This is a genomic window from Pedobacter sp. HDW13, assembly GCF_011303555.1.
Classification (GTDB): domain Bacteria; phylum Bacteroidota; class Bacteroidia; order Sphingobacteriales; family Sphingobacteriaceae; genus Pedobacter.
The window spans coordinates 3,651,304-3,672,806 of sequence record NZ_CP049868.1 but is presented as its reverse complement, the minus strand read 5'-3'; the positions used below and the strand labels follow the sequence as shown (position 1 = coordinate 3,672,806).

The window sequence follows — 21,503 nt, the reverse complement described above, 5'->3', positions numbered from 1 at the left end:
TTAGAGTAGCGTTGTAATGAGCCAAAACAATTACATCAAATATGCCTCTATGCATGGCTACTGATAATAAATTATTGCAATACAAAACTAACCGGTCCGAATGCCTTAACTGAACAGCTGAAATTGCCATTAATGACACGGATTGCTTTTCCTTTTACTTCTCCACGCAGGTTTACTGGCGTAGCTTTACGAAATTGTTTAGCCGAAGGCAGGGTAACATTCAGTACACCACCAGTACCTGATTGTTCCCACAAACGCAATATAGTACCCTCACCATCTGGATTTTCGCCAAATGCAGTAATTAAAACACCTGTCTTTGAAAGGGAAATACCAGTTTTACTTACAGGCAATCCTCCTGGAGCACCATCAGCTATACCTGTTAATAAAGGTACCCGTGCTTCCCACCCATAATGGGTCAGGTTCGCAACTGTTTGCGTGCTCTTATCAACCAACCATAAACGTACATTTTCATCCCATGAACCCTCTTGCCACAAAGCGAAATTGGTATTCCACATGTTGTTATAAAGATTAACAAATACGGATGGAATACGTGGCACATAATCCATCGAATATTTCCAAAGTCCGGGCTCCCCAAGACTAATCAATGGAGCATCTGATGAGGCTAGCACTACCTCAGATTTGTTGGCCGCTGTTAATGCGACTCCGGTAGTGGTCGCCATAAGGTGCCTGTTGGTACCTGGAATAATATCTTTTGCAGGATCAATTGGCCCTCCTAAACGGCCCACGGTGAACCTCGGTTTTTCTACATTAAAAGGAAAACAAAGCCAGCCTCCTTCCGCCTGCTTGTCTGGTGTTTTTGAATCCACAGCCCAATTAACATCGATATAAGCCATATTGCGCGGAAAGGTAAATCTTAAAGTATATCCTTTTGCAAAACCATCTGTTGATACGGCTGTTAATGTAGCAACATCTGCAACTTGTGTGTGTTTGACATTTATTTCCCAGTCATTTGGTGTAAAATTTAGATATGGAATTTCCGATGCTTTAGGCATACCAGGTTTACCAAGATCATTTAAGCCCCAACCAGTTTTTACACGACTGTAAGCATTAAACCAGGTATCTACTTCATTAGAACTGAATCGTTCGTGTAAAAATTGTCCGACAACGTATTTCGAGGATCGATCTACCCATTCACGGCCGGTAGATTTTTCAACTAAAGAGGCAATCCCACCTTTTTTCAAATCAAAAACTACTTTGAAATATGGCGTACTAAAGGTTGAAGCTTCATCGTTTGTAAAATTTCCTTCATTTAACTCATTAGCGCCGTAAGAGCTATAACCAGAAGCGGGTATGTCTTTTACATAAAAATACGTTCCTTTTACCCAGGGATTTTCAATCACTCCGGATCTTTTCCATGGCAAGGGATTATAAACTACAATACGCTTGCCTTTCTTGTTAACTGATGCAGCCAATAGATTAAGGTCTGTATCTAGTCCTTTACGGACAATATCATTCGTGTTGTGGATATACTGGCGTTTATCATCATATGAACGTAACCATTTGCGTTTACTACCACTTTCTATCCGGTAAGCATTACTATTTTTAAGGGCGGTATAGTTATCATTTTCAGGGAGCGGTTCTGCAGCTGCCGCTATCATCCATTTTTTCCAGGCATCGCCATAGCTATAGCGTGGACCATATTCGGCGTTCATTCCCCAGGTATGTTCAGCATATAACAAACTTTGCTCATAAGCTTTAGCCAGCTTTGAGGCAACAGACTTAACCGGGATACCCCAAGCTTTCATTTGTGTATTTAACCCATCCAGGGCTGATTCAAGTGGACGGATATTTCTTCCGGTTTTTGCTTCCTGTGGATTGGATTGCAGGCCATGAATCCAGGTATCGGGACAATCCCCCTTTACGGTTGGAAGATTCGGATTCTCAGCAAGTACAGCTTTAGCAAAATCATCAAGTGTTCCAAAATGGATTTTCACACCTGGCAACTCTTTGGCAGCGTAAGCCAGGAGCTTATCTATCTCCGCTGCTGTTGGTGGTCCATGGTTATCGCCCGTCATTTGCATAGCCAGGTAATTTTTACATGGCCAGTTAGGCGTTGGTTTGATATCAGAACCATATTCTGCTGTATAATTGCATAATACTTTCGACCCGTCAGCACCTTCCCACCAAAAAAGCTCTGGAAAACGTGGGTATTGGCTGGCTGGGTTACAGCCCAATTGCAAAAATTGTATGCCTGCATTTTTTAATAAAGTTGGCATAATCCAGGAATGACTGGGTACATCAGTCATTTTGGCACTAATGGGTAATGGAACACCGTATTTCTTGGCTACTGCAGAAGAAAAACCAAGACCCCGTACGAGGTCTTCATAATCAAGCGATTCTGTATGTGTGGTAAAAGGAAGGCCATGAACAACCAGTGTACCTTCTTTTATGGCTTTTTCAATTCTTGCTTTTCTTTCGGGCGTTTGCAGCGGCCCCAGTATTTGTGCCTCCAGTGGCCAGCCCGAAACAGTCCAGGCAAAGCGCTTTTCTTTTGGTTGTGTTTTACTTTTTTCAATAATGCTTAATGCATTATCCATCATTTCTTCCCGGTATCGCTTAAAAACGTTTTCAGGGAGATCAGTAAATCCCAGATCGAAATGCGTTTTAAATACTACCCAGATATCTGTTACCATCGGCACTTTTTTAGCAGATAACGGATTGGTGTACCTTACCGGTATTGGCGAATTAGCTATACTACCATTAATATACTGCGCAGAAACGTTGGCTGAGCTTAGCCAAAAAATAAAGAGGCTAATTATGGAAAACTTGAGGCATTTGAGAATAAAGGCAAAGCCAGGACGATATCTAATTGCTTTCATGTGGTTTACATTTGGTTAGATAAAGCTAAGGTACCTCCAGCGTTTCTTTCAGACTCTTTGCGAAAAAAAAATGTCAATTTGCGAATGATAACCTAATAAATATGACATTATCTGGTTATTAAAAAATAGCCAGCGCTGAGGCAGTCTTCTTTGAGGCACAGCATCAGGATGTAATGGACTCTTAAGGTCTATCGATAAAATGAAAATACCCGAGCTCACCGCTCAGGTATTTTCACACGCTTATTATTACTTAAAAACTCTTCAAAAAAATTAATTAAGGGTGATGATCTCTTCAACTACACGATAGGATCCTGCCGTGCCTGTACCATATCTCACCTTGTAAGTTTTGGTAACCGGATCGTAGGTATTGTTACACGAGGTAGACCCCGGGAACGCCGCATTTGGTGTATATGGGGTTGGCAGGCCAGCAGTAAACATGGTATAAGGTGCACCAGTAGCCAATGGTGGACCAGGAGCAGCGGTAATGGTTAAGGTATTATCTGGGTTTACCACAATTAACGCTTTATAACCTGTACTGGCCAAATCGGCAAAACCAATGACGATACCATTTGTCCCGCTAGGCACCCAGGTTTTTACCGCAGTTAACACTTTAGATCCTGTAGGTTGGTATAAGTAGCCTGATGTGGCCGCCGTATAGCTTGCTGCAGACATATCTACCGGACTGGCTGAAGCCGATATCACATCGAAAGAAGTCGCATCTGGTGCATAAATAGAGCGGTAAGTGATTGCAGTTCCTGCTTTATAGTTGGGTAGCTTCGTTGATACCGATGGAGAAGGGACAGTGAGGGTCTGAGCTGTTCCGCTTACATCAGTATATTTTATTTCTATATACTGTTCACTGATTAGTGCTGTACCCCAATTGATGGTTATAAAGGGAAAAGCACTTAAAGCAACGGAGGTTATGGGCCTGTTGGTTTTGGGTACTGTACTTAGATAGTTATCGCCGAACATATTTCCAGAAACATTAGTCACTATCGATTTGTCATTTCTGGAGTTAAAAGTGTACACCTCAAAATTATTGGTGCCTTCGTTGAGATGCTGATCAACAAAAACCCTTACGGTATCTCCATTACTTCTTACAACAGGAACCTCCAGGGAATCGGCGCGATTGTTCCAATATAATTTAATTCGGGCGACCAATGGATCTGGTCCCAGTGCTACTTTTAACAAAACCCGTTTATTTCCTGTTTGTGCAATTACAGCGGTTGGCTTACCAGGATAAGAACGCTCTCCGCCAGCTGCAAACTTTTTATAATCGTCATCTCTAGTGCACGAGCTTAGGTATAAGACCGTCACAAGGAGAAAAGGATAGATTAAACATTTTATCTTTTCCATAATTTTATATCGTTAACTGATTATTATTTAATTAGGTTATGGCCTGGGATCACCATACATCGCAATTTCAGTAAAGTTTACATAAGGGCCATCGGACCAGTTCCTCAGGGTTTTCCATCTAATGTAACGTACTTTAGGTGCATCTAATGGAATGGTAATGGTTTCACCAGCAAGAGCGGCTTCATTATCTGCAGTAGATAATTGTCCGTTAGGCAAGCCGGAAGGTTTGATCTGTTCATAGGTTGTTAACAATGTCCAGCCGTTAAAACTACCATCAGCAGCAGGGTTATTAGAGCCCCATATTTCCACTTTTCTCGGTGCATGCAGGTCAAAATAAAAACCCGATCGCATCCACCAGACCATGCGGCTTATTTTAGCCGTAACCCCCATATCGTAGGTAAACCATTGCGGCATTACATTACCGGAGTTGGAGTGGTAATATGGCGCTGCCCCGGTAATCGAAACCCCATCAAAAAGGGCCGCTACAGTACCACTAAAGCCTAATGTAGCGTCTGTAGGTAATTTTACTTCCTTCATTAATGTCCGCTCTAGCCTAACTTCATACAAAGGGGTAAGGCTAATGGTTAAAGTATCCGAGAGATTACCCCATCGGTCCCGCACGTATACTCCAAATTTGGCTTCAGTGGCCTTCAGGTCTCTGGTTAAGATTACACCCTGTTTTAAATTGGTATAACCCGTGTTTACAGGGACAAAATCACCCACACTATTGTTCATTAAAATAACAATTGCAATATCTGCCTCTGTTGAATTTTGATAAGCAACATCAATTCCACCAAAATTAGCCGTTACCTGAAGGCTGTTCCGGATAAGTTTAAAGGGTGCAGTAAGTGGTTTAACGGTAACTGATGTTGGTTGTGATATATTCCCTCCTTTATCAACCGCGTACAGTTTTACTTCATAGCTATCGGTATCCCCAAAACCAACAACGGTCAAGGTATTGTTGTAGGAACTCACTTTGGTTTCCCTTGCTTCACCTTGTTTAGTAGTGTATACTGCTCTTACATATAATAAATCCAGATCGGGTGGCACTTTGTAAGTTATTTTTGCCGCACCGCTAAGATTAGTTACAGTTACTCCTGTTACCGGGCCTGGGGCTACCCCATCGTTTTCTATTGGTGCTATTGCGGATTGTTTGCAAGCGTGTGTTACCATGGCAACCAGCAGGCAAAGGGACAATCTATATATTAATCGTTTCATTTTACTTAAGTTTAATATTAAATAAATCAGGTTTTATAAACTGAACACTGCTTACCAGCCCGTATTTTGCACTAAATTTGGATTTACCTGCAAATTACTTTCCTTTATTGGCCAGAGATAGTCTCTTGGGCTAACGAAAGTTTGGTTAAACAACAACACCCTGGTATTGTAATCTGCAAAACTTGCTGTAGAAACATTCCAACCGTAAATTGGGGCATTAAGCTGAGCGCCCGCTTTCTTCCAGCGTCTCAAATCCCAAAAACGGCTTCCTTCAAAGGCCATTTCTATTGCACGCTCCTGCTGGATGATATCTCTTAATCCACCTTGGCTAGTGTATTTACCAGGATTATTTGAGAAATTCGTCCAGGAGCTTTCTACACTTTGCAAACCTGCCCTATCCCGAATTTTATTTAAATAGGTTAATGGTGTTGCTAAATCCCCGGTTTCATTTAAAGCTTCTGCGTAAAGCAGGTACAGGTCTCCCAACCTGATAATTGGCCAGGGATAATTTTCAGTAGTAATTCCCCCGTTAGCACCAATAACCAGATTCCAGTTGATCAGTTTTTTGGTAAAGTAGCCCGTTATGGAATAATAGAGGGACTGTTTTTTTGCCGAAATTTGTGTGAGTTTATTTTGGATATTCAATGGCGGGTTTTGATTACTCTGCATATACATTTTAGAGCCATCAAATGCAATATCAGCGTAAAAACGTGGTTCTCTGTCAAAATGCAAACCTACAGTCTGGTAATTGTTCTGCAAACCCTGGTCAGTAGCCGTTGTTGCCTTCAGGGTATACCGGTTGGCATAATCCCAGGTTTTGTCTTCGGTAATGGGCACACCATTTTTGGTATAAAATAATTCGGCCATTTTTAAAGTTGGGGCCAGCTGTCCCCTCAAACCATTATCAAACTGTGGTGCCGCAAATAAATTCGGACAAGCAGTTCTTTGAAGGTAATTGGTAGAAGCTGTACTACCCCAAATTAATTCCTGGTTCCATTTCTGACATACAGCATTTCTAATGCTCATTTCCGTTTTGGTTGCCTCATCAACAACCTGAAGGCTGGTTGGGATAAACCTATAAAGGGAAGCACCTGAAACTTCTGCAGCATCAATAGCTGCTTTACAGGCATTAGCGGCACGTTGCCATTTCTTTACATCATAGCTGGGGTTAAACAGCGGTTGTCCATCCTTACTTCTCAAATTACTGAAATCAGCGTTTCCGTTAAATAATGGGCTGGCTGCTGTTACCAATAATCTGGCTTTGATAGCTAATGCCGCCGGCTTTGTAATCCGGCCCAGTTCGGTGCTTGCGTTCAAAATCTTATCGGGCAGCCCTGAACCTTGTCCTGCCGCTGCCTGATCCAAGAGATCAGCAATATAATTTACAACTGAATCGACAGGTTTGCGGCTTAGCTTTACCTCTTCGATAGATGCCGTAATCGGTAAATTCTTATCAACGATAGGAATTGGCCCATACATTCTGAACAAATACCAATGTAAATAGGCTTTGAGAAATTTTACCTCAGCAATCCAACGCTCTTTCTCATAAGGCTGCAAATCGATTGGTTTATCCACATTTTCCAGGAAAATATTACAATTACGAATACCTAGCCATAGTGATTTAGCGCTCCCGGATCCATCCCAGTAATTCATAGCCGGGTTTACCCTGCTTTGCAATCCCTGGGCAATATTAAAAGGCTCAAAAGAAGCGTAATCACTCGCTAAGGGGTTTGGGTAAATCCAAAACTCGTCGCCCGTATTCATCCCTGGGTTAAAATCAGGGTTTGCATCATTTGGCAATGCCGAGTAACAGGTAAATAAAAATTTTTCCGCTTCATTCCGATTGGTAAAAGCATTATCCAGTGTTGGTACATTATCTGGCACAATGTCCAGGAAGCCTTTTTTACAGGAGGGTATCACCAAAGTTAATGCCACCGCTGATAAAATAAGATATGTAGTTTTAAATAGTTTCATCTCTTTTGTTTTTAAAATTTAGAACTGAACGTTAACTCCAAAATTGTATACCCTTTGAAGCGGATAACCTAATCCGTTACTTCCTTGTTCAGGATCCCACATGGTGAAACTGCTTTTGACAAATAAATTGGTAGCATTGCTATAAATTCTCAAAGAACCAATACCAAATTTGTTAATCCATTTCCCTGAGACATTATAGCCAAGTTCAACAGTTTTTAATCTTAAAAAAGAACCGTTACGCATCCACCAGTTAGAAACCTGGATATTGTTTGAATTAACAGTTGAACTTAAGCGTGGCCAAAAAGCCTGCATATTTCTGTTATCCTCGGACCAATAATTATCGGCTATACTTTGTAAAAGCCCATTTTGATAATTCAGAGGTTTATTTGGATCGGTACCAAAAGCAAATGGTGTAATTTTGGTTGGATCAATCCAGAAGGATGAACGGGCAGAGCCCTGGAAAAATCCACTGATATCGAAATTTTTATACCCTGCGGATAACCCAAAACCATAAACGATCTCCGGTGTGGTTGGTAAGCCTAACGGAACGATATCCAATGGACTGATGATACCATCACCATTCACATCTCTGTACTTAATATCCCCACCCCTAACCGGGTCCAGACCAGTGCCAAAAGCCTGGCGAGGTGAATTCCTTACCTCTTCATCATCCACAAACAACCTTTCGGCGATATAACCATAATTTTGTCCAAGAGAGTTGCCCACTTTAGAAAGGTAGGCTAAGTCAGCGCCATAATTTGGCTCTTCATTAACCAGCAATTTACTAGTAGCGTAAGTAAATGTCCCCCGTGCCTGTAACCATACCTTTCCAAAATTTTGATTGTAATCTAAGGAAACATCAATACCCTTCGATTCAGCTTCACCAACATTGGCCTGAATGGCAGCAGAAAGCCCCATGGTGCTTGGAATATAGCTCCTGGTCATTAGAATATTGCTCCTGTGATTTTGATATGCTTCCACAACCAGGTTTAAGCTATTAAACAAACTTAGATCCATCCCCAAATTGGTGGTTTTTGTTTTTTCCCAGGTAATTGCATCATTTGGATACCTGCTTATAGAAACAGATGGCCTATTATAACTGTAATCCGTTCCGAAACCTCCCTGTGCGGCTCCATTTAAATTCACATTAGCCATATAGAAGAAACGGTCTTCAGGCTTTCCAATCTGATCATTGCCCACCAAGCCATAAGTAGCCCTGAATTTAAGCTTAGATACGACACTTCTTAAGGGTTCAAAAAATTTCTCGTTACTTGCATTCCAGGCCACACCTACCGATGGGAAAAAACCATAGCGGTTATTTTGGGCAAAGCGCTCAGAACCATTGTAGCCAAAATTAGCCTCAAAAAGATATCGGCTATCATAACCATAGGTTACCCTGCCCGAAAGCCCCTGGTTTCTGGCAGGAAGCGAAGACTGAAGATCGGTACCATTTGCCGTTAAATAATTGCGCATTGTGGTAATCAATAGCGCGCCAACTGCATGTTTTTGAGAGAAGGTTCTGTTATAATTTACAGCAGCCTCCATATAAGTGGTCGTATTTGCCTTCCGTTCTCCCGGCGTATAGTTAAGATATTCTGTAGGGGCCGGGGTGCTTTGTTCATTTAACAATGATAAGGTGTAATTACTTCCTTGTGCATCTACAGGATTTGCACCATAAAAGAAGGGGAAGAGTTGCCTGTTCAAGGCAAAATAAGAATACCTTGAGGTGTAGCCCATCACCCGGGCGGTAAGTCCTGGCGTAATAAAATTAAAGTCTTGCTTAACTTCAAGCTGTACATTTAATGTTGAAGTATTGTAAGCCTGAAAACCAGAAACCATACTAGCATATGGATTATTATAAAAAACATTCCCGCTACCAATCAGGGCATTCCCGAATAAAGGATGTTTCACTAAAGGCAGTGCTGATTCGGGATAGATAGCAGGAAATAATACCGGATTTGATGCAAGGGCCTGAGCAAAAATACCGGCCCCACCGCCTATTGGCCCCTGATAATCATCAAAACTACCTGAGGTTCTTACAATCCCCTCCGTAGTTGGGGTTAGTTTTACATTAACATTCGAACGTACCTGATAGCTTTTTAATTTAACGTTATTATCGTATGCGTTCAGCGCCTCGTTTTTCAATACGCCATTGTCGATATTATAGGTTCCGGCAATGTAATACTGGGCAACTTTGCCTCCCCCACTCATATTCATGTTAAAACGCTGGTTTAAGGTATAGTCTTTAATTAGCGTTTTTATCCAGTCATTATTGGGGTAAAGATAGGGGTTCCAGCCCGCGGCAGTGCGGTCGATTTTCGTTTGTGAATAAGGTTGTGGAGCAGATTTGGAACCTGGCAAGGTGCGCGTTAATACCGCTTCATTGGCCATTTTCATATAAGTAATATTATCTGCCAGTTTAAAATTCTGCACATTCGAGGATAGCGAATTTTCCGCCCTGAAATTAAATTTCGTTTTACCGTCAGCACCAGACTTGGTAACAACCAATATGACCCCATTTGCTCCCCTTGCCCCATATAATGATGATGCAGCGGCATCCTTCAATACAGAAAAACCAGAAATATCGTCTGGCTGCAGCCTCGCCAAGTCTGTTGGCGTAGATTCCATCCCGTCGATCAAAATTAAAGGATCTATCTTTCCCGCTCCAAAAGAGCCTACTCCCGGATAAAAAATTGTGCATTGTCTGACCCAGGCTCGCCACTTCTCTGATAAGCCACAACGCCGGATAAGCGTCCGGCTAGCATGGTGGTTAAGTTACTGGTAGGCCCTTTCAATTCTTTGGGGTTAATCGTCGTAATCGAGCTAACCAAACTTTCCTTCTTTTGAGTTCCATAGGCCACCACAACTTTAACCTCTTCCAAGGAATTTTCGTCTTCTTGCAGCTCTACATTAATGGTCTTGCGTCCTGCAATAGCTATTTCTTGTTTCTTATGACCAACAAATGAAAAAACAAGAGTTCCTGTCCCATTTGTTAATTTAATTGTATATACACCCTCGCTGTTGGTAACACCGCCAGTGGTAGAACCTTTTAGGGTAACACTTACCCCAGGCAGTGGGCCGCCCTTTACATCGGTAACTTTACCTGTTATAGTAACAGTGGTCTGAGCGGTTACCTCAAAAGCCATGACCATAAAAAACAACAGGTGGCAGAGGTACCTCACTCTTAGCCGGGTTAAAAAAAATCGATTCTTCATATTTGTTTATTTGGTTTTAATACATCTTAATAGCTCCTTGGAAAGAATTCCCTCCCCAAATAAGCTGGTTAATGACAAACAGTTAATTAGCTGGCCAAATACAGTTTTTAGTTACATTTTAGCATTGCCAGCAGCAAATTCATGTTGTATTTTTTTAGTTCATAGGCAATATATTTTAGCTGTTTATGGATTAAAAATTAATTAAGAATGGATTATTTTGCTCAGCATGCTTCCCTGCTGAATTTTGATGATTAAAGACTAGTTTAATATAAAACTGGAGGGTCCAAATGCCTTAACATTCCAGTTAAACTTCCCGCCAAGAATACTAATAGGCTTTCCACTTACTTCTCCACGAAGGTTGATTGGCGTAGCTTTGCTAAAGCCCCCTTTCCTAGGCAGCGTGATGGTAACTAGGCCTGAACTGCCTGCCTGTTCCCAAATACGAAGCAGCGTACCTTTATTACCATCATTGTCTTTTCCATAGGCTGTTACCGTAATGCCTTTGCGGGAAATGGTAATGCCTTTTTGCAAGGCCGGTAGTTTACCTGTTGGATTTTGCGGGATTACGGCTTCTAAAGGATTTCGGGCTTCCAAAGCTGGAACTGTCATTTGATCCTGTTTTGAGGTATGTCCATCAAAGCTCCATATCCTCACTCGGGAGCTCCAGGACCCGGGATACCAATAACGATAATTGGTATTCCATTGGTTGTTATACAAGTTGATATAAACGATCGGTTTTTTAGGAACAAAATCACGTGAAAATTGCCAAATCCCCGTGGTATCTAAGCTAATTAGGGGATGGTCCAACGGAGCTACCGCAATACCCTTTCCACCGGCCCCTGTAATGGTAAGCCCTTGCCCCACAGCATATAAATTTTTGTTTGCACCAGTGGCAATATCGGTTGCAGGATTCATAACACCCAATTGGCGATAGACTTTAAAAACCGGGTCTTTAATGTTAAACGGAAGCGCGAGCCAATCGGCCTCTGGCCAGTTATCTTTTGCCTTGTTCAGAATTGTTATTTCCAAATCAAGGTAAGGCTGCCCATCAGTAAGGGTAACCACTAGTTTTGTTGCCGGTAAATGATTGGCAGTATCGGCAGGCATTTCCATTGCTGCGGTTTGTTGCAAAGCACTAATTTTAACGCTTAAGCTACCTCCCTCTGGTGAGGCTTTGCGATAAGGCACCTGCTTTTCAGAAATCATTCCAGGTTTATTGATGCCAGGATGTAGCCAGTCAACATTCTTCTGTTCCAACTCCCAAGCCCGGTGCTGTTGGTAATCCGATGTATATTTTACGCTTTGTTCATAGGTAAACCGTTCATTAACGTATGCACCCGTTTGGTTACCAGACAAATTTGCCGCCCAATCATGACCGCTACGTTTGTCAACAAGCGATTGAATAGTACCTTTACTGGCATTGAAAGTTATTTTATAAAACTGATTTTCGATAAATGAATTGCTTGACTTCGAACCGGTCTCTTTGCTAACTAATGGTACTGTGGCATAACCTCCTGCAGGGATATTTTTCGCCCATATCAGCTGACCATTTACCTCCACAAGTCCACTTCGCGCCCAGGGTAAAGGGTTGTATACAATGGCGGTATTTGGGGCCGCTTTAACTGATTGTGCCAGCATTTTCAAGTTGTCCTGTTTGATTTGGCTGGAAATATTCCATGCAGTACGGACATAATTGGTTTTATCTTCCCAGGAAGCCTCTAAATTGGCAAATTTACCAGCAGGTAATTTTTTAAAGTCGCTGCCGTATTCTTTTACACTGGCGGAGCCTCCCCAGGTATGCTCGGCATATAAGGCCATTTTTTCGTAGGCTTTCGCAATAGAGTCACCAATAGCTGGAACAGTTAATCCCCAGTTTCTCATTTGTGTATTCAGCAGTTCATCAGCTGCCAGCAAAGGCGCTGTTGCTCTAGCCAATTTGAAACCTCCCGGGTCACACATGGCACCATGTACCCAGGTATCGGGCATTTCTTTCTTGAAAACAGGTATTTTAGGGTTATCGGCTAGAAAGTCTTTAACAAAATCATCCATTGATCCGGTCCTCACCCTTACCCCTGGCATCGCTTTACGTACCTCATCAAACAATGCTTTCACTTCGCTCGGCTTTGGAGGACCACTATTATCCATGGTTACCAAAATAGCAGGCCAAACTTTGTAAGGCCAGTCAGCAGGAGGTATTAAATTTCGGCCAACATATTTTTCGCCTTTGCTCCATTTGTGGGGGTAACTCAATCCTGTAGCTGTACCATAGTTACTGGAATAAAAGGTAAGCAAACGTGAGCCATCAGGGCCTTCCCACCAAAACAAACCTGGCGTTTCCACATATCCACTGGGCCAGTTGCAACCAATATGCAAAAATTTCACACCTGCATTTGCCAGTACTGTTGCCAGCGATCCAGCCTGAGAAGGCATATCGGTAACTTTGGCGGCTATCGGAATCGGCAATTGATAGCGTCTGGAAAGATTGGACGCAAAGCCAAGCCCTCTGGTAATTACCTCTGGCTCGCAAATTTCTGACTCTATAGTAAAAGGCAAGGCATGGGTTAAGAATCGTCCTTTACGGAAAGCTTCATCCAGTTTTTTTCTTCGTTCCTCTGTTTGTCCCTCCCAAGGCTCCATCACTTTCGACATCACCCAGCCTGGTGCCGTCCATCTAAACTGTTCCTCCTTAGATGAGGATTGTGATGATTCCATGGTCTTGAGTCCCCGATCAATCATATCGGTGCGGTAGTATTGAACAAGATCATTTACCCTGTGGGTATAACCTAAATCGAAATGCGTCTTAAATACTACAATGATTTCTTTGACATTTTGGTTTCTTTGGACTGCTTCGCTTTCTCTATTTTGTTTTACAAGCGACTGGGCAAATAAATTGTTATGAAAAGCTGTAAAAAACAGCAGAGAGAACAGGACAAATCTTCTTCTAAGCGTAATGTGGTTTTTCATCCAGTTGCTATTTAGATTCTGTAGTGCATTGATTAGTTAATTCTCTGGTTTTGGGCCAAGTATAGCAACAAGAAGAAACCTTGAAGAAGTAACGTGTAAGCATAGGCTCATAGTTAGCTTTATCGTTTGGCTCCTTTAAATCTATATTTGGTATTGTAAATCTAAAACACCTTCAGCACATGGATTGAGCACTTTGCGAAAAAAAACAGTCAATTTGCGAAGACTAAACAAAACCACAAACAACTAAAAATCAAGTTATTAAATAGCACACTTATAGCAGATATCCCAAAGAAGTTAAATCAAAACATCTTAGAAATCTGGGAACTGAAAGCGCAGGAAATATCAATAGGTTAAGTATCAAAAGAGGAGAATAGTACTGACTACAATCAATTGTCTTTAGGCCTTAAGTATAAGGTTATGACAGCAATGCAGTGTTATTACGGTAGAAGAAAAAATAAAAGGATGATCTGGTCATAATTGATTGAACTAATATGCTTCTATCCTTTCTGATTAGGTTCTAAATACAGGGTACATTAAAATCTTCTGAAATTGTTTCTATATTCCAGAAGCCCAGAATGGGTATATTGTTTAAAATATCTGGTAATATTATCGACATTTCGAAAATCCAGTTCCCAGGCAATTTCCTTCACGGTGAGGTCGGAATTTACCAATAAGAATTTAATTCTTTCAATCCGCTTTTTCTTGATTTCTTCAAGAATAGTTGTTTTGGTTATGCCTTTGAATTTTTTTTCGAGCACCCTACGGGATAAGGTAGTATTTTGAACCACATCTTCAACAGAAATATCCTTATAAGGTGCAGTATTAGCAATATAGTGTAAGGCTTTACGCACCTGTTCATCAGCTATAGCCAATGCGTTTGTGGAGTTTCGCGTAACTATCGCTCCAATGCCTACCAGGATATCACCTTCAGGTCGTTCATTGTAAGCCAGCCATCTATGTAGAGCTAAAGCCGTGTCAAAGCCAGCCTGAATTGCACCTTGCCCTACAGAAGACAAAGATGGGCTAATCATCTCGCAGATCATGATATCGTTATCTACTCCCATTATCGAGATATCATCGGGTACTTTTACGCCAAATTCCTTTGCCGCTTCTATTAATGGAACATTTAATTCATCAGTGGCCGAAAAAATGGCACATGGTGTTTTTATTGAAGCAAACCAGTTTACAAGCTTAACTGGAAGTTCTTCCCACTTTAAAGCCTTTGTATCATATAGGAATGTATTGACAGTATATCCCAATTTTTCAAGAGAAAAGCAATAGCCCATTTGCCGCTCAACAGACCAGTAAAAATCTTTGAGGCCAAAAAATGCAAAATTGTTATATCCCCTTGAGGTGAAATAGTCAGCAACCAACCCGCCAAGCTCATTACCATCGCCCCTTAGGTTGATATGCTCTGGGAGAGGTTGATTAAATGGCAGTACAATAATTGGAATATCTAACGCTTCCAATTTATCTAATCCTGGTACCTCATTGGTCAAAATAGCATCAGGTTTCCAATCAATAATTCGTTGTATCAGCTTAGCGCCGTTATCAATATCGGTATAATAAGGCGGGGAAAGGAAGAAAATAAATTTATCGTGAAGTTTATTAAAGTTTGTAATTCCCGTAAGGATATCTCTATCGTATACCCTGGAAACCTGCAACAAGATCGCGATTTTAAATTTCTTCTTATTCATTAGATTTGATATTTATCGGTAGCGGGCTAAAGCCTTTATTTGGTTTGCAAACCTATTATAAATATGGCACAAAGAAATGAAAAAGCAATTCTTCATTATACAGATGTTATGCTCTCCATTTGTACTATTAACCTGATTTCTTTACGCTACCCATTACCGCTCATCTCTAGACAGCATCAGGACTTTTCCATTCGTCTATTCTCTGGCTGTTTCAGCTTTAAATATCAGTTTCTCCTGCATACGACTAGCCTTAGCTAATTCTAAGAATACACTGCTCATCTACCAGATGATCAATTTTAGGAAGCAACTGTTGCATATGCCTGTTAAGGACAGACCAGTTGACAAAATAAAATCGACTACACATTTGCCCATTATCCCTGAGTTTGGATGTAGCCGGATTTGTGATGCCTTCTACCTTCATTTGGTATTGGGTTTCATTTTTCGGAACATCAAGATAAACCAATGGGCCATCCCAGTTACTTAAGGCAGCGCCAGTACCGTAAACAATGCTAATATCGGCATCAGTATCTGCTTGTAGTAAAGCCAATTTTTGTGGATCAAAAAAATCGATAAGCTCTCCAGGAAGTTCTTTACCAAGACCACTATCGTCATCATTTAAACTTTCCTTGATCATTTTATCAATGACATCCCCCCCTTTTAAGCAGGCCGTAACCTCATACCATAGTGGCCTGGTTCCCTGCGCCACTAAAGCAGTATTTAACTGTTTTCGAAACTCAGTCCAGCAAACTACACTAATGCCATCAATGATTGCCTTTTTATTCAAAGCAATTTTTTTTGCCAGTGTATCTAATCCTGTTTCGATTTTTTCTATTGGTATTTGAAAGGGAGGATAAAGGTTAGAGTCATGATCAGCTGTTTCATTGCCAGGGGAAAATAAGGGTGGTAGCGTTTCTCTATAAGAATAGTTTTGTTTGATTTTTTGATTTGAATGATCACTGGATGCAACTCTGCTTGCTTTTTCTTTTGCAAGCAGGGCCGCTCCGGTAATAATGCATTCTTCTGTATCATCACAAAACATTACTTTGGTGCTGCAGTTACTATTCACCAACGCCTCACAAAATTTTTCACCGAATAAATGCCAGGCCCTGGCAATCTTACCTCCGATCACTAGCGTTTCGCAGTCAAATTTAATTAACCAGGGAATTAGGAATTCAGCGAGGTTCGCACCAAACGTTTCAAAAATAATTTTGGCTTCCATTACTTCCTCAGCCAGCAAGGCAAGTGCTTTTACTGATAGAATTTCTTTACCACATACCTTCTTAAATTCATTAATAAACCATCTGCTTGAAAAATAATCGTCAGGGGTAGAATTTTTAAACGATTCGCAGTAAAATGCCCCGGATTCGGGAATACCTGCGTGCTGGAAGACCAAATTACCATTTTCCAAAAAGGCAGAGCCAAAACCTGTGCCAAGTGAAATAGTGACTGCAAATTTGCTTTGCAGATTCAGAAACCTATAAACCCCTACCGCGAAGCAATGAGCATCATTTGCAAAATACAGCTCATTTTTTTCTGGCAGATGTCCAAAATTTTTAAACGCTTCTGCTAAATTCAGTCCAAAAGCATTCTTGAATTTCCCACCCACCCCGTAAATTTCACAAATACCATCTTCGTAATTAAATGGTCCAGGTATCGCAATACCAATAATTACCCTCCCGGTTGTTTGGGCAACCAACTCGCTAATCACATGACTAATGATATTGACAATTGCCAGGCTACTACCGCTTGTATCTAGCGACTTATATATGATTTCGGATTGACTAGAAGCTGACACCGAATTGGTTACAATTGCCCCACAAACGTGACTTCCACCAATATCCAATCCGATACAACTACTCTGTTTATTCATTTAACCTTTTGTTTAAATTATTTTACAATTACATAAAAAACCTGGCAATTATTACTTAAAAAATGTCTTCCATTTTTCAATCAATACTATCTGAGAACGTTTCCCCAAATTATGGCTGTACCGAAACCGAATAATAATCCCCCAGAATCGTCACACCTGCGACAAGTACAATAAAATTATTTTTCTGTTATTGACGTATTCAGGGTAATTAATCTAAAGAGCTTATAGTTGGTACACTATTGATGAGTCGCTGGATGTCATCCTCTCTATCGGGGAATAATTTGGGGAAAAACTGGCTACTTAACAATTGATCCTGAGGCATTGGCGGAAAATGACCCAAAGCTTCCAACCGTTCGTAACCAGCTGTATTTCCCATCGTGTCCTGTCCCATGCTATTAATTACTACGGCTCTGCGCGATCTCTGTGAAGAGTTTGCGTAAGAACCATGCATCATTAAAGGATGATGAAAGCTGGCATATCCTTTAGGTAGTTCGTTGGCAAACTTCTTTTCAAAAGCCAGCATTTGATCTGTATCTAAAATTTGTCTAACCGCATCCATATCGCCAGCCAAACCAGTGACAGGTAGCAAACCCCATTTATGGCTACCAGGAATATAGTAAAGACAGCCATTGTCTATATTAGCATCATCCAGACCAATCCAACAGGTAAGGTGCTGCATTGGCTTTGTAAATGTCCAATAAGAAAAATCCTGGTGCCAGGCTACTACCCCACCGTGTTTGGCTGGTTTGCAAAACAACTGATCGTGAAAAAGTCTAAAAGGTTGACCTAGCAACTGGTAAGCTGCCATACGGTAGGCTGGTGCCCAAATCAGATCGTGAAAGCCCGGAGTAACACGCCAGGCACCAATGGCATGAAAAAGCACTTTATCTGGATCTTCCGATTCATTACTTTCATAATGATAAAACAATTCTTTATCTTCCGGACGACCACTTTGCAGGCGTATAAGTTCAACATTCAGCGCATCAACTTGTTGCTCGGTTAGTATTTTGATACCAGAAAGATAACCGTTTTCTTTAAAAGAATCGATCTGTTCTTTTGTCAACACATATTGCTCCCATTCTGCCGCAGTTTTTGGCTGCTGAAATAAGTGACCAATTGGGTTGCTATAATTAGCCAAATCGAATGGATTTGTTATAAATGTGGTTTTCATATCAAAAATTATCTTGAGTTTTTATATGATTGGCTTGTTAATTGGCATATTCTATTTTTTTCCGAGGCACAAAATGTTAACTCTTGTTTTTCTATCCTCTCAGCTGTATCATTTTCATAGTTAAATGCATTAAATTTGAAATGATAGATTTTTCTTACAGACTTATTTGATTCATTTTGTTATACCCCAGGTTTTGTTAGGGCTTGGGCCTAAATCTATTTTCATGGTACCTCCGTTTGCAAACACACTAAAAGGAAATTTGAAACTCGTCCAAGTTTTACCGTTTATTAACACAGATTGGATATAGGTATTATCTTTTTTCACCGGAGATCTGGTTTCTATCACAAATGTTTTTTTACCTGGAAGATGAAAAGTAATTTTATCAAAAATAGGTGAGGTAATTTCTAAAGACGGATTGACATTGGCCAGTCCCTGCACATTAAACAAACCTACCGACATCAGTGTGCTTAATGCACTCATTTGTCCCTGGTCTTCATCGCCTTTGTACCCGCTAGAAGGAGTTATGCCACCAAAAGTAACCTCCTTAACTTGTCTGACCCAATATTGGGTTTTCCAGGGAGCACCTGCATAACTGAATAGGTGAGCAATCTCACAACTGGGTTGGTTATCATAATCTACCAGTGCCCCGCCATGATGGCCGTGATCGGCAGCAAATTCGACACTCACCGACTTTTGAAAACTGGTATCTAATCTTTTAATAAAGGAATCATTGCCTCCCATTTTCTTAATCAAACCGTTTACATCCTGTGGCACATAATAACTATAAACAGCACTGCTTGATTCTATAAAACCAGGCATTGCAAAACCACCAGCGCTACCTCCCCTGAGGTCCAAAGGGACAAAAGGGCTTAGCCATTTGCCCAAAGTATCTTTCGGGCGTATATAGCCAGTAGAGGCATCAAATAGATTTTTCCAGTTCCCAGCCCTTTTCAAAAACAGCTGGCTGTCTTTCTTTTTACCCAATGTTAAGGCCATATTGGCTACGCACCAATCCTGATAGGCATATTCAAGGGTCATGGCAGCGCCGCCCCTGTGAAACCCCTGGCCACGCCCCTGGATTTCGATTGGAACATAGCCATATTTAAGGTACCAATCTATTCCGCCACCTGCGGGATTTGGCCCTGATTCATAACCCGCCCTATCTTTTATACCGCCTGGAAAAGCATTTTTATAAGCTCCTTTGTAAGCCAGTTCTTTATCAAAGGTAGCCCGGCCAGTCTGCATTAATGCAGCCAGCAATGGTACGGTTTGATCCCCCACCATAACATAGCACTCTTCTCCACCCCAGGAGGTGCGCCCCAATAGTCCCATATTTTTATAGTAATCAATAAAAGTTGAGGCTAGATTATTGCCGAATTCCGGATACACCATAGACCATAAAATATTCAAGTTCCAATGTGAACCCCATAAGCCATCCGCATCCAAAAAATGATAAGCAGGAACGCCCTTGTTCATAGAAACCTGCCTTACAACCGGCTTATCTCCATTATTATCGATATAAGCGCCGTTTACATCTTCTGCTATTCTTCGGCCCATTGCAGTGTGCGCCAAATCGGTATAAAATTTAGTCTGTTGCTTTTTAGTACCTCCCTTTATTTCTATCCTTCCTAAATATTCATTCCAGGCTTTTGTTGCTTTGGCAGCAATCAGATCAAAATTCCAGTCAGGAATTTCAGTATCAAGGTTAAGCTTTGCATTTTCAGTACTTACGTAAGAAATCCCAACCTGTACCATAATTTGCTCATGAGCTTTAAGATCATAATAGCTAACATAAAGACCAGCTTTTTTATCATCGACCATATCACTTTCAGCCAATACTTTTTGTGCCGATGTTTCGCTTTCTGCTTTCCAGAAATTCAACTTATTAAACGGCTTGCTAAAGCGGGCAAAGAAATAAACCTTAAAGGGTTTCTTTCTTCTAAAGGTTGGACTATTTACCGAATAGCCAGCTACCTCAGTATTGCTAACTTTTTTTGCATAGGCCCTGTCCATCGATACCGGTCCTAATGGCGCCGTTAAATCCATGATAATGTGCGCTTCTTTGGCCTCAGGAAAAGTATAACGATGAAAACCAGCCCTCAATGAAGCAGTAAGTTCGGCTGTAATGCCATAATCATCTAGAACCACTTTATGATAACCAAGATGGGCGATTTCAGATTGATGGGTAAATTTACTTTTGGAGGAGGCTAAACCTTGTAATGCTTTACAAGTGCCCACCACTGGCATTACAGGAATACCAGCCGTTTGTGCATTATGTACATGACTGAAGTTAAGCACATATCCATCATTATAGCGATAACCTGCATCCCATAAATCACCATGCCGTGTATCAGGACTTAGCGCGACCATACCAGATGGCAGAGTTGCCGACCCGAAAAAATCGTAACGCGGTTTTTCTGTAGCTACAAATGGGTTAACTAAATTGGCAGGCTGTTGTGCAAATGCCTGGTTAAGTGTAAGTAAAAGTAATAAAGAAAAGAAACTTCTCATTTTTTGTGATTATTTTTGATTAATGTCCGTTCGTATTTATTTACTGTTTAGGCAAGGTTTATGCTCGGTAAAAGGTCTGATTTTCAAAAAGACTCCTGATAAAAAATATTGCAATGATATACTTCATGAATAATTACTTAAGAAAAAAATCCTGCCAGTTAAGATAGCCAAGTGTTTTCTTCACCGTTTCTATAGATTATTTCTTCATTTATTGCAGCTCTTATTGGATAGTAAAAACAATAAAAATCATTAAGGAAACTACAGGGTGCAGCCTCAGGTAACAATTTTTCACTGGCTCATTTAAATTTGGTTATGTAAATCTAAGAGCCTTTTCGGGGAAAATATTATCGGATTGCGAAAAAAAACAGTCGATTTGCGAATCCATTAAAAGCGCGTTTCAATTGGCTCTACCGAATGATTGATATGTTAATGAAAAAAACTGGAAGTTTTACTTATTTTGCGTAAACCATTTTGGATCCTATTCCACCAATTTTAAGGTATGAAGAAAAAAGACATTCAGTGTCGGAAGCCATCAACTCTGCGCTCATTCAATATCTTTTATACTAAAAAATAAAATTGCCTTTACCCTGTAGAAGTTTTTTTTAAATATTACAAAGTATTTAACCAAGCGCTTTATACAAATACAACTTAAGATTTGTAAGTTTGACTATCATAAAAAACTTTCGG

The 21,503-nt window shown here is 40.8% G+C and carries 11 protein-coding genes; all 11 read right to left on the bottom strand.

The genetic code is table 11. The annotated features are described in order from the left end of the window. Window positions 1–71: 71 nt before the first annotated feature. The 11 genes from G7074_RS15385 to G7074_RS15340 all read right to left on the bottom strand — a co-directional run bounded on the left by G7074_RS15385 (window position 72) and on the right by G7074_RS15340 (window position 20,816). Window positions 72–2,840, bottom strand: coding sequence for a DUF5054 domain-containing protein (locus G7074_RS15385; RefSeq protein ID WP_166209458.1), 2,769 nt, complete (start codon window positions 2,838–2,840; stop codon window positions 72–74). Window positions 2,841–3,110: 270 nt separating this feature from the next. Further along, the gene (locus G7074_RS15380) at window positions 3,111–4,196 is read right to left on the bottom strand and encodes a DUF4998 domain-containing protein (RefSeq protein WP_166209455.1); all 1,086 of its coding nucleotides are present in this window, start codon (window positions 4,194–4,196) and stop codon (window positions 3,111–3,113) included. Between the two features lie 36 nt (window positions 4,197–4,232). Continuing rightward, window positions 4,233–5,414, bottom strand: coding sequence for a DUF5000 domain-containing lipoprotein (locus G7074_RS15375; protein ID WP_166209452.1), 1,182 nt, complete (start codon window positions 5,412–5,414; stop codon window positions 4,233–4,235). 51 nt (window positions 5,415–5,465) lie between these two features. Further along, a complete protein-coding gene (locus tag G7074_RS15370; protein ID WP_166209449.1) occupies window positions 5,466–7,388 on the bottom strand; it encodes a RagB/SusD family nutrient uptake outer membrane protein in 1,923 nt (640 codons plus the stop codon). Window positions 7,389–7,406: 18 nt separating this feature from the next. Then, complete coding sequence (locus G7074_RS15365) at window positions 7,407–10,016, bottom strand: TonB-dependent receptor (RefSeq protein ID WP_240916319.1); 2,610 nt, start codon at window positions 10,014–10,016, stop codon at window positions 7,407–7,409. Window positions 10,017–10,063: 47 nt separating this feature from the next. Further along, window positions 10,064–10,603 carry a carboxypeptidase-like regulatory domain-containing protein gene (locus tag G7074_RS26675; RefSeq protein WP_205944067.1) on the bottom strand — a complete coding sequence of 180 codons (540 nt, stop codon included), beginning with the start codon at window positions 10,601–10,603 and terminating at the stop codon, window positions 10,064–10,066. A gap of 258 nt (window positions 10,604–10,861) precedes the next feature. Beyond that, a complete protein-coding gene (locus tag G7074_RS15360) occupies window positions 10,862–13,567 on the bottom strand; it encodes a glycoside hydrolase family 38 C-terminal domain-containing protein (protein ID WP_166209446.1) in 2,706 nt (901 codons plus the stop codon). 533 nt (window positions 13,568–14,100) lie between these two features. After that, window positions 14,101–15,264: a substrate-binding domain-containing protein gene (locus G7074_RS15355; RefSeq protein ID WP_166209443.1), complete on the bottom strand. Its 1,164-nt coding sequence runs from the start codon at window positions 15,262–15,264 to the stop codon at window positions 14,101–14,103. Between the two features lie 250 nt (window positions 15,265–15,514). Further along, complete coding sequence (locus G7074_RS15350) at window positions 15,515–17,134, bottom strand: ROK family protein (protein ID WP_166209440.1); 1,620 nt, start codon at window positions 17,132–17,134, stop codon at window positions 15,515–15,517. A 208-nt stretch (window positions 17,135–17,342) separates the two neighbouring features. Next, window positions 17,343–18,305, bottom strand: a complete 963-nt coding sequence (locus G7074_RS15345; protein ID WP_166209437.1) for a phytanoyl-CoA dioxygenase family protein — start codon at window positions 18,303–18,305, stop codon at window positions 17,343–17,345. Window positions 18,306–18,476: 171 nt separating this feature from the next. Beyond that, entirely contained in the window at window positions 18,477–20,816 is a 2,340-nt protein-coding gene (locus G7074_RS15340; protein WP_166209434.1) for a GH92 family glycosyl hydrolase, read from the bottom strand. Window positions 20,817–21,503: the final 687 nt, after the last annotated feature.